The sequence below is a fragment of the Methylobacterium sp. Leaf85 genome (genome assembly GCF_001422125.1).
Taxonomy (GTDB): domain Bacteria; phylum Pseudomonadota; class Alphaproteobacteria; order Rhizobiales; family Beijerinckiaceae; genus Methylobacterium; species Methylobacterium bullatum.
Window position 1 is genome coordinate 1 of the sequence record NZ_LMME01000025.1, and the last position, 9332, is coordinate 9332.

Below are 9332 nucleotides of genomic sequence, written 5' to 3' on the forward strand. Positions count from 1 at the left end.
CCCTCGTCAGCCTGCCGACCCTGGCAGCCTGATCCTCCCGGCCCAAGCCGGTGATCGTGGTGGCCCTCAGCGAGCTACACCACGCCAAGGGACACGACCTCCAGTTGTCCGGTCCCCCATCGAAAAGGACGTGCGATGCCGTCATGCCGTCTCCATCGGCATCGTACCCAAAGGGTGGGGGCCAATGAAGCAGGTAAGCGCGGTCAAGGTCACGCGGATAACGCTCGATAAGGCTTCGGGGCCAGGGAGAGCCACATTAGCACCCTACTTGTCCTGGTTCACGTTATCCTTTGTCGATGCATCCGGATTGTCGCGTGCGTACTCCCTGCCGTTGACCTTGACGATGTGTGTGTCGGGATGCTCGCCTCGCTTGATCTCCGCTACCACGTTGCGCCGGGGGACGTTTTGGCGGGACCCGACGTCGTAATGTTCGTTGCGGCCACCCGGGCCATCATTCCTACCCTTTATCTTGGACATAGGCATCTCCTTTGACGAGTTGAAGATAGGACTTCGCCGGAAGGATTCGAGATGCCTTTCCGCATTATGGTAAGCCTGAAACTTCGGGCGTTGGCTCGGAGAGGTGAACCATGCTCGGTAGCCGTAGCGGCAGGGTGGGCGCTACCGAACCTGGGATCACGATTGCATGCGTCCAGGCTTGTCCGTCGGCCGGCGCAGGCACCAGCACTGGCTGCCGCGCTCCCATACCACCCGGTCGCCGCTCAACTTCTTGAACGCCTCGTTGATGCGCTTGTCCAAGGCCCAGTTCCCATTTCCGTTTCGGTAGGTGAGATCCTCCCCCACGTTCTAACGGACGTGTCGTGCGAATTGGTCCTGGTAGACGGGTCGGCCGGTCGCAACCTGGAGCTCAGTCTTTCATGCGGAGAAGACGGTACGCTCCACCTCATACGCCTCTAGGACGGCGTTCACCCAAGATTCCATTCCTCGCTGCTTCACCTCCAGTCTTTGACCATGGATATAGTGCTTCAGCGTGATGGCTTCGGCGAGTTCGGGCACCAACTTTGGCCCCCCCTGGTCGGGTATGCGCTGCCTCCGGTGAGCGAGGATGGCGGATCCGGACCCACCTAGGCCCTGGAGGTCGAGGTAGGTTGATAGCGTGCGCCTGACGTCGTGTCGGACCCATGGCCGGATCCCAAATTTCGCGAATAAGTCTCCCTCTGGACGCAACGTGACGCCATTTCGTTTCGCTGCTTTTTCCTGCCCTCTTAAGCGGGCGAACAGCGACGTTAGGGCCGTTGCCTGCAATGGCTTGTCTGGCTGCCCTGACGGAAACAAGAACCGGCTTTCCGGCTCGGCATCGAATCTGTCGATCACCGCAAGAGCCTTGGGCGGCATCGGCAGGCCATGCGGCACCTCGTGGCCGCCTGACTTCTTCATTTCCTCACCGGACCAGTTCCAGATCTTCCACCCGACTGGTCCGTCACGCCATGGGAGGATTGCCTCACGCCGAGTGCCAGTTAGCGCGCCGACGCGCTGGCCGGTTAGGACGACCGCCCACAGCGCACCCAGCACCGCATCCGAGGTCTCCTTGTTTGTGCCCCCAAGTGCCCGGTATCGCTCAGCCAGGACAAGCGTCCGCACAAGTTCGTCCAGCCTGGGCGTATGGGTCCGTGTCTTGGATTTGTAACCAGTCTGAACCTTGTCTCTCCACCAAGGGTATAGGTTCCCCGAGAGCCCTGCCCGGTGAGAGTGAAAACTAAACGCCCAGTTGAGAGCAGCCTTCACGGCTTCGATGGTGTCAGCCGCGGCCGAGTGCGTTCGCGCCTTCTCGACATCGTCCCGCAGTTTGAGCAGGTCTTCTGAGCGCACTTCGGCGACGCGCATGTTGGTCAGTCGGTCGTTCAAGGACCTACGTAGTTGCCTCTCGAATTGCTTGCCCCAGCTCGGGCGATGCGTTGGCAGCTTGTGTTCGAGGTAGAGTTCGACGAGGTCCTTCCATTGCCATGGTCCTCGGCGGCGACGTTCATCGTCGGTCTGGACCTCCGCCACCTCCGGGAACGCCGCGTCCATGGCAATGGCTAAGTCGCCCGTCTTTGCCATGGCGTGTGCGAACACCTTCAGGTCGACGCTCGGGTCAATGCCTGAGTTGAGATCGAGCTTGGCCCGGGTCGCGGCCTCGCGAGCGGCTGCTACTGTCAGGCTCCCCCCATCCCCCAGACGGAGCGTCTTGGTTCGTGTCTTCAGATACCAAGTGACCGCCAATGGTGTCGTCCGGAGGATAAGCCCGGGAAAGGCGATGTCGGCATGGTCGATCCCGCGGCCCTGGACCTTGCCGCTCGCGACCATCGCCAATGCTCGCTTCACGTCGGCCGCTGTCAATCGCCCCCTCTCTCTCGTGTAGGTTGACACCCGATCCTCCTAAGCTCGATACCACGGCGATACCACACCTGAGAAAGACCCGCAGTCAACATCGGAATATCCAATAAAACGTTTTATCACAACAATTTCAATAAGTTATGTATTGGTGGAAAGTGCGCCTGCGATATCACTACTTTTATCGATCAGCTTCCCAAGCTGAATGTCGTCGGTTCGATCCCGATCGCCCGCTCCAACTAACTCGTTGAAGTATCAGCTTTTCTAACCTTCTACCGCTGATCTCGCGTTCCCCATGTTCCCCGTCGCGTTCCCCAAGGCCTGTTCAGGCCCCGTTCTTCACGGCCCGATGCGCGACCCGAAGATTCGCTACCGCCCGTGATTTTCCGACCGCGCCGCGCGAGTAGCGCTGCGTCGTTGAGGTCTGTGCATGCGCCGCAGCCGACCTGATGTGGTCGAGATCTGCGCCAGCATCCTCAGCTTCCGTAATCGCCCCCGCCCTGGCGTCCATGTTCCAGACATGGTCCGGCACACCTGCGGCCTTCGCGACGATTCGCCATTCGCGCCCGTATGCGGACTCGGCGAAGGGCCGGCCCGCCATCTCGTCGAGGATCAGAGGGCCGACGCGGCGATCAGCCGGCACCTTATCCAGCAAGGCCACCACCAGAGGGCAGAGCTTCAGATCGTGTGCGGCGAAGGCACCCGTCTTCGTCGTTGCCTTCCTCACCACGAGGTCGGCCGCGATATCGGACCATGTGAGGCCATTCACCCACCGGCGCCCGTTCAGGACGATACCCGAGGCCGCTCCGCCTGCAGGGATAGGCCCCCACTCGCCGATGACGTCCTTCTGACGCATCGCCGTCTCGAACTGGATGGCGGTCCCCAGCGCCAGGGATAGCCGGCCCATCTCAAGCGCCTTGGCTATGAAAGCCTCGGCATGGCTCAGCTCCATCGACACCCGGCGTCGAGCCGGCTGCGAGAAGCGGGCATGCTGCAGAACGTCATAGAGGCGCTTGCACTCGGGAAGCTCAGCCATGATGCCGAATGCCAGCATCTCACGGAGCTTCTTGATGATGCCGTAGGCTCGTCGCACACGCTCCGGCCCGCCCAGCTCCTTCGGCTTCTTGGCCGCGCCATACCACCGATAGAAATCGTCGATCTTCAGCGCTGCGAGCGACCGCGTGCCGAAGGCCTTTTCGATGAGCACAAGAGTGTAGGTGTCCTTGTGGCGGGTCGAGTGCTTCAGCCGCTTGAACGGGCTGGCCTCGTCCGTCTGGTAGCGTCGAGAGAGACCAAGGATCGTGCCGTCGAACCGGTTGAGCTCCCGCTTCCGTCCCGACGACCATTCCAGCATCTCTGCCTGAAACCGCATGCAGGCTGCGGAGATCAGACTGCGGTGGCTTTCGTCGTCCCCGGTGTAGGGCAGGCGGACGGTCTCCGGCCGGTATCCGGCTTTCACGAGATCGGCACGGGCGACCCAATAGAGGATATCCGGTCCGGACTTGCGCTTCCGGCGCTTCAGCCCGGGCGCGTTGAGATCAGAGGGCATTGAGGTTCTCCATTCCGTCGGGCGACATCGCCGCGGCGGTAGAGAGACCATAGCGCCGGTTCCAGTAGGCCATGACAGCCGGCCAGTATCTGGCGCCCATCATCGGATCGATCCGGGGCAGCCCATCACGCTCAAGAATGGTCGCTTTCGCTTTCCACTCAGCCGGATCCTGGCTGAGACGGCGGGCCACCTCGGCCTCATTCGGAAACAGACCCTGATCGTGGTGGGGGCGACGCGCCATTGCTTCAGCCCTGTTTCCTGCCCCAGCGCAGCGCGCGAAGGTCGGCGATGTATTTCTCGAAGGCTGCGATGCCTTCGGTGACGTTACCGGGGTAGGGAGAACGATCGGACGCCCCCTCTTTTTCAATCTGTGCACGCACACGTGGCCAGAGATTATCGAAAAGTGGCCAGCAACGAATATGAATGGCTACGACAGTATTCGTCCCATCTTGCTGGACCAAATTACCGTTTTGATCCTGGGAGAAAAACATCGTGCCCGGAAAATTGAAAACGGGCACTTGGTCTGGCCCGTAGCCATCGATGAGCAAAACGCTGTAGGGACCGCGGCTTTGACGCAGGGCTGCGGCTGCCTGCTCTGGTGTAACCCCATGACTGATGAGTGCCTTGACAGCGCTCAGTCTAAGGAGATCAGCGAACTTGAAGGAGATGGGGTGGCCCTTGCCACGGGGGCGATGGGGAAAAAGGTTATAACGCTTTAGATAGTTGCCCACCTGCACCGGGCTCATTCCGACCAAATCGGCGGCAATGGTGCGGTCGAACGCCCATGCCTCGATCTGCAAATGATCCATGACCTATCCCTATAAGACCACAGAGGTCATACGCTGAAACGCAACCGACGTAAAGACCCCTGTGGTCCTACGACTGATTCAGACTTCGAGATCCGAGCTACCACCGCGAAACCATCCGACTTGGCACTTGTGCCGATCAGGCGCACCGAGCGACGGCTCACCGTCTGCGTCCGGCTCGAAATCGGCGTCAGCCTCCCAATCAGGATCACCGTCAGCTTCATCAAGAAGCGCCACGATGCGGTCGACGATATCGAGGACGAGTTCGGCCAAGCGCTCGAACTCCTGTCGTGGGATGGTGGTGGCCTGGATCCGGCGAGAGGCCGGGAAGCGAACGACGTTTGTCATTGGGCTGCCTCATCGGCTTTCTCGGACCGATCGTCGGCCGCCAGCCTCAGGACGTCCTCGCGGAAGCTCTGGAAGGTTGCGGCCAGTCCGCCCTTGAGACGCTGGCCAGATAGGCTGCCAGGCCAAAGGTAGATGACCTTGTGCCGGAGATCCGCGAGGGACTGGGCGGGCTCGTTGCGCACGGCATCAGCTAGGCGCTTCAATCTGGTGAGGCTCGCACGGCTGCGCTCTTCGGACTGGACAGGGTCATGAAGGGCGAGTTGCATCGCCTCACGGTGCGCCCTCACAGCCCTCTCAAGCTCGACTGACACAGTGCTCGCCGCTGGTCTCTTGAAAGAAGGGATCGCACCCTCGTGCCCAGCCTGAGCGATTTGGAACGCCGCTTCAGCTCGGAAGGCGAGGATACCCACCGCATCGAAGCGCAGGCTGCGCCGCAGCTCAGTGCTCAACGCTTCTCGGGCATCATCATCCAGGGAGGGATCCTCAAGCTGACGGGCCATCTCGGTTCGCACCTCAGCGAACATACGCATTGCGGTGAAGGACACCCACTCGGCAACGGGCTTGCGAAGCACGCGACCGGAAGCGTCACAGAACGTGACGGTGCCATCATCGTTTCGGACGCCTCCAATCATTCCATGGAGATCAGCAATCAGCCCGGGGGCTTCAGCCGGTTCCGGCTTCGACCGAGCGGCGCGCTTCGCTTTCAGGTCCGCGGACCGTTCGCGAATATCCGCCTTGCCCGGTGAGGATACAGCGTTTCGAGAGGTGAGTGCATTGGCCATCATCGCCTCTCCCTCAAGCCAGATGCACGAAGCCGTAGGCGAGCACGCCCCCGGCGATGATGAGGGCGGCAGAGACCAGGTCACCGGCCATGTCGAGGAAGCGCGGGGCGCGGACGTGGTCCGTGTCAGGCCGATCGGCTCGGATGACGGGCCAATGCTCCCCCGCCTCGGCCTCCGGAGCCTCAAGCTCTGGGAATGGACGGGCGTATGCCGCTGCAAAAGGCGAGCGAGAGCGTTCACCGGCGCGAGCCGATGCTGTAGAATTCCGGATAGCCATGATGCGTCGTGCCTCGACGTGAGTGGTCAGGGCCGTTCAAGAGCACCACCTCTTGTTCGGCCCGGCAGTTTCTGACATTATCAACCGGCCGGAGGTTGTCAATGTCAGAAACCAAAAAAGACAGAGGCGGCCGACCACGTGTAGATGCAACGCCAATCACAGTACGCATCCCTCCGACCCAGCTTGCCCCACTTGACGCATGGATTGCAGATCAACCGGAGCCTAAGCCGTCTCGACCGGAAGCACTGCGAAAAGCACTCGCCGAGCATTTGAAAGCTGAAGGATACCTAAAGTGATGCTCACTGGGTTCTTCAAGCGCGCGAATTTCGCATTACTGCTCTTTGCGGCGATTTCATTCAGTCCAGCGCTTGCTCAGGTATCCGGATCTGCAATGAATAATCCTGCCCTTTTAGCAGGTATAATATCGAAGGCCGTAACATCTGGCGACCGTGAATTATTAATTAGTTGGCTTTCTGAGTCATCTTTTAAAAAAATAGAGAATAACTTGGGGGAGAGGCTGATATCGGAATCGGTTTTGTCTTTAGGACGGATTAATCATACGTCTAATATAGAAAAGAACATTACGTCAGATGGAATTGATCTGAAGCTGACAACCTACTATCAGCGCGGTAAGGTGAAATGGAAGCTGCGCATTGACTTAAATAGTAAAAAGGTGAATTTTATCGAATTTTATGCAGTAGAGACCAGTTTTGGCGGCGCGGTAATTCCGACATCCGCGCACATCAAAACAATACCTCGCAAAGATCCGACGACTAAAAGCAGAGAACAATATAAACGTAATATAAAAAACAGTAGAGACTATAAGGTTTCGAGTAAATTAAGGCGAAAGCATAGAGGAATCAGCGCATCTGGGGGGTTTTTTGCAAATTATAATGAAAACACTTTGATAATAGGTAGGGTTCCCCCAGTAAAAACAGCATCTAGTGAAGAGAACTCGGAAAAATCTAGACATAATCCGCTTGAATTAAAACGTAATGACTATGGCGCTGAATCGGCCGTAATTGCAAAAGAAGACGCCAAAGTAAAACCTGCAGAGTTATCAGAAACAGAAAAACTAATACAGGCTGATGCGGACACAAGCTCGGCCCCTTCCGAAGTTCAGCTCCTGTTCGCAACAACAAGAAAACCATCGACCTCAAAGAAGGATATTGCTTATTTTTCTGGTGATCGTGGTGAAGAACTCTCGTTTGGATCTGCGCGCGTAAGCGTTCCAATAAAGCATTTTTTAGGGCAAGCTGAACGACCTATGAATTGGACTTTCTTTGGATTTGAAATCTATGCTGAGACCGAAAAAGACTCTAAGCATTTTATAATTAAGCAAGCGTCGACCGTTGATCAAAGCGAATTTGAAAAAATTATCAACGAGAGTGGTTCAGATGAGGCGCTGATATTCGTGCACGGATTTAATAATTCTTTCGAAGACGCCATATTCCGTACTGCACAAATTGCTTGGGATCTGCAATACAAAGGTTTGCCTATATTATTTTCATGGGCCTCCAGGGGGGTAATTGGGGATTATTTATATGATCGCGAAAGCGCTCAGATCGCTCGCCCATCGTTCATTAAACTACTGCAGATGCTGAAGAACGAGACCAGCATTAAGAAGGTTCATATTTTAGCGCATAGCATGGGAAATCTGCTCGCATTAGATGCTCTTTCCAGCAGTGGAACTACGATAACTCCCCTATCAGTGGGTCAATTTATAATGGCGGCTCCAGACGTCGATAGAGAGCAGTTCATGCAAATGATACCAAGCATCTCGAAAATTGCTCAAGGGATGACGTTATATGCATCATCCGAAGATAAAGCACTTAAGTTTTCAAAGGCCCTGTTTAAGGCGCCGAGAGCAGGCGATCTCGTGCTAGGAACACCAATTATATTGCCCAGACTTGAAAGTATCGATGTTTCAGTTCTGGGTGACGAAATTTTAGGGCTTAATCATAATGTTTTCTCTAGTAGCAAGTCTGTGATGAATGATATAAAGCTTTTACTTGCTGGAAGCTTGCCTCCGAGGTTGATCGAAGTTCGTGGGCAGCCTCGGAATGCTAAGCCTCCCCAGTTCTGGCGGTATGTTCCGTGAATGCGGCTTCACATTTGTTCGGCCGATTATCAGGGACTCAGTCGGGGCGGTCTAGTTAGCCAAATAGATGGGGATGACCCGGGACCAACTTACCGTCGAACTGTCGCGGATCGCAAAGATGCAAATGAGGGACATCGCCCGAGCGGTGAAGAGCGGCGGCAAAGCCATCGCCTTGAACGAGGTGAGCGACCTCGCGCTACGTTTGGACCTGCTTGCTGATGCCATCGCGGGCGTACCGGCACCGGCACCGGCACCGGCACCCGCGCCTGCGGTCGCCCATGCTCGCGTCCTCGACCCGGCGTGAGTGCTGCATCGGATTGGCGTGCGGAGCGGAATGAACGCTCCCGCGCCCGGCTCGAACGGGCGCTCCCGACCGTCTTCCCCGCGCCCGTCCTTCAGCACGCGCTATCCCGCCCGCTGATGTCACCGACGCCGCGCCTCGCCTCGCCTTCGGGAGCTACTGGCGCAACCACGTCCTCCGGGCCGATCGCTTGACGCGCGCGCTGGCCACACTCTCAGGCCAGCCGGAGGGATGGACGTGGCGCTTAGGCTCCGAGAAGGGCTCGGGCCTCGCCGCGACCTTCCGGGTGCCACCATCCCCCTATCGCGAGCCCGCGCATGCCCGTGGCCCCGGCCATTGCTGTATCTGCGGACAGCCGGTCTTCCGGTTCGGCTGGCACAAGGATCTGTGGGGCTCCGGCACGCCGAACAAGAACGCCCGCTGGCATTCGGCCTGCGTCACCCCCTTGGAAAGACGGGGTGGCACCGAGCGACCAGGTGAAGGTCCCGAAAGCGCATCAGCGCCATCGCTGTGCTGCGTCCGGGAAGCGTCTGCTCAAGACGGCCGAGGTGGATCACCGTACGCCGCTCTACCGTGTCTGGCGCGAGCACCGTGATGCCCCCTGGCCGATCCTCCTGCCGTACTGGGAAGCGCCGATCCTTCAGGTCGTCAACCGGGTCGTTCATATCAAGAAGTGCGGCACGGAGGCCTACGAGAGGGCGCGCCAACGGCGTTCCTTCGTTTCGGAGTTCAGCCTCTGTAAAGGGCGGACCAATTCCAGGCCGCTGCGGCGGAGTAAAACCAGGCCAGTGGCGGTCGGCCGCTTGAACGATGAAGGGGCCCGATCGGGCCCCTTCA

The 9332-nt window shown here is 58.2% G+C and carries 11 protein-coding genes and 1 pseudogene; 4 read left to right on the forward strand and 8 right to left on the reverse strand.

The annotated features are described in order from the left end of the window. Positions 1-264 precede the first annotated feature (264 nt). From ASF08_RS14700 to ASF08_RS24895, 8 genes are all read right to left on the reverse strand, one after another. Positions 265-477: a hypothetical protein gene (locus ASF08_RS14700; protein WP_056146639.1), complete on the reverse strand. Its 213-nt coding sequence runs from the start codon at positions 475-477 to the stop codon at positions 265-267. A gap of 156 nt (positions 478-633) precedes the next feature. Next, complete coding sequence (locus ASF08_RS26040; RefSeq protein ID WP_443136824.1) at positions 634-801, reverse strand: DUF6953 family protein; 168 nt, start codon at positions 799-801, stop codon at positions 634-636. A 72-nt stretch (positions 802-873) separates the two neighbouring features. After that, complete coding sequence (locus tag ASF08_RS14705; RefSeq protein ID WP_156629599.1) at positions 874-2367, reverse strand: integrase arm-type DNA-binding domain-containing protein; 1494 nt, start codon at positions 2365-2367, stop codon at positions 874-876. Positions 2368-2656: 289 nt separating this feature from the next. Continuing rightward, positions 2657-3880: an integrase gene (locus ASF08_RS14710; protein WP_056146643.1), complete on the reverse strand. Its 1224-nt coding sequence runs from the start codon at positions 3878-3880 to the stop codon at positions 2657-2659. Beyond that, positions 3870-4121: a hypothetical protein gene (locus ASF08_RS14715; protein ID WP_056146645.1), complete on the reverse strand. Its 252-nt coding sequence runs from the start codon at positions 4119-4121 to the stop codon at positions 3870-3872. The genes ASF08_RS14710 and ASF08_RS14715 overlap by 11 nt, the downstream gene beginning before the upstream one ends. 4 nt (positions 4122-4125) lie before the next feature. Beyond that, complete coding sequence (locus ASF08_RS24185; RefSeq protein ID WP_082473219.1) at positions 4126-4689, reverse strand: MerR family transcriptional regulator; 564 nt, start codon at positions 4687-4689, stop codon at positions 4126-4128. Positions 4690-4767: 78 nt separating this feature from the next. Further along, positions 4768-5034, reverse strand: a complete 267-nt coding sequence (locus ASF08_RS14725; protein ID WP_056146648.1) for a hypothetical protein — start codon at positions 5032-5034, stop codon at positions 4768-4770. Then, entirely contained in the window at positions 5031-5237 is a 207-nt protein-coding gene (locus ASF08_RS24895; protein WP_156629600.1) for a hypothetical protein, read from the reverse strand. Before ASF08_RS24895 ends, ASF08_RS14725 begins: the two co-directional genes overlap by 4 nt. A 150-nt stretch (positions 5238-5387) precedes the next feature. On the opposite strand from ASF08_RS24895, the gene ASF08_RS24900 reads away from it, so the two are divergent. From ASF08_RS24900 to ASF08_RS25560, 4 genes and pseudogenes are all read left to right on the forward strand, one after another. Beyond that, the gene (locus tag ASF08_RS24900) at positions 5388-5780 is read left to right on the forward strand and encodes a hypothetical protein (protein WP_156629601.1); all 393 of its coding nucleotides are present in this window, start codon (positions 5388-5390) and stop codon (positions 5778-5780) included. Between the two features lie 608 nt (positions 5781-6388). Then, positions 6389-8194, forward strand: a complete 1806-nt coding sequence (locus ASF08_RS24190) for an alpha/beta hydrolase (RefSeq protein ID WP_082473220.1) — start codon at positions 6389-6391, stop codon at positions 8192-8194. Positions 8195-8312: 118 nt separating this feature from the next. Then, positions 8313-8498, forward strand: a complete 186-nt coding sequence (locus tag ASF08_RS14740; RefSeq protein ID WP_162238962.1) for a hypothetical protein — start codon at positions 8313-8315, stop codon at positions 8496-8498. Next, positions 8495-9208, forward strand: a pseudogene (locus ASF08_RS25560) (hypothetical protein); the annotation flags it as partial. The gene ASF08_RS14740 and the pseudogene ASF08_RS25560, both read left to right, overlap by 4 nt. Between the last annotated feature and the right edge of the window lie 124 nt (positions 9209-9332).

Coding starts and splice junctions, on each gene's coding strand:
- ASF08_RS14725 (WP_056146648.1), bottom strand. CDS start 5,034: ATGACAAACGTCGTTCGCTTCCCGGCCTCTCGCCGGATCCAGGCCACC.
- ASF08_RS14740 (WP_162238962.1), top strand. CDS start 8,313: ATGCAAATGAGGGACATCGCCCGAGCGGTGAAGAGCGGCGGCAAAGCC.
- ASF08_RS14715 (WP_056146645.1), bottom strand. CDS start 4,121: ATGGCGCGTCGCCCCCACCACGATCAGGGTCTGTTTCCGAATGAGGCC.
- ASF08_RS14700 (WP_056146639.1), bottom strand. CDS start 477: ATGTCCAAGATAAAGGGTAGGAATGATGGCCCGGGTGGCCGCAACGAA.
- ASF08_RS24185 (WP_082473219.1), bottom strand. CDS start 4,689: ATGGATCATTTGCAGATCGAGGCATGGGCGTTCGACCGCACCATTGCC.
- ASF08_RS14710 (WP_056146643.1), bottom strand. CDS start 3,880: ATGCCCTCTGATCTCAACGCGCCCGGGCTGAAGCGCCGGAAGCGCAAG.
- ASF08_RS24190 (WP_082473220.1), top strand. CDS start 6,389: ATGCTCACTGGGTTCTTCAAGCGCGCGAATTTCGCATTACTGCTCTTT.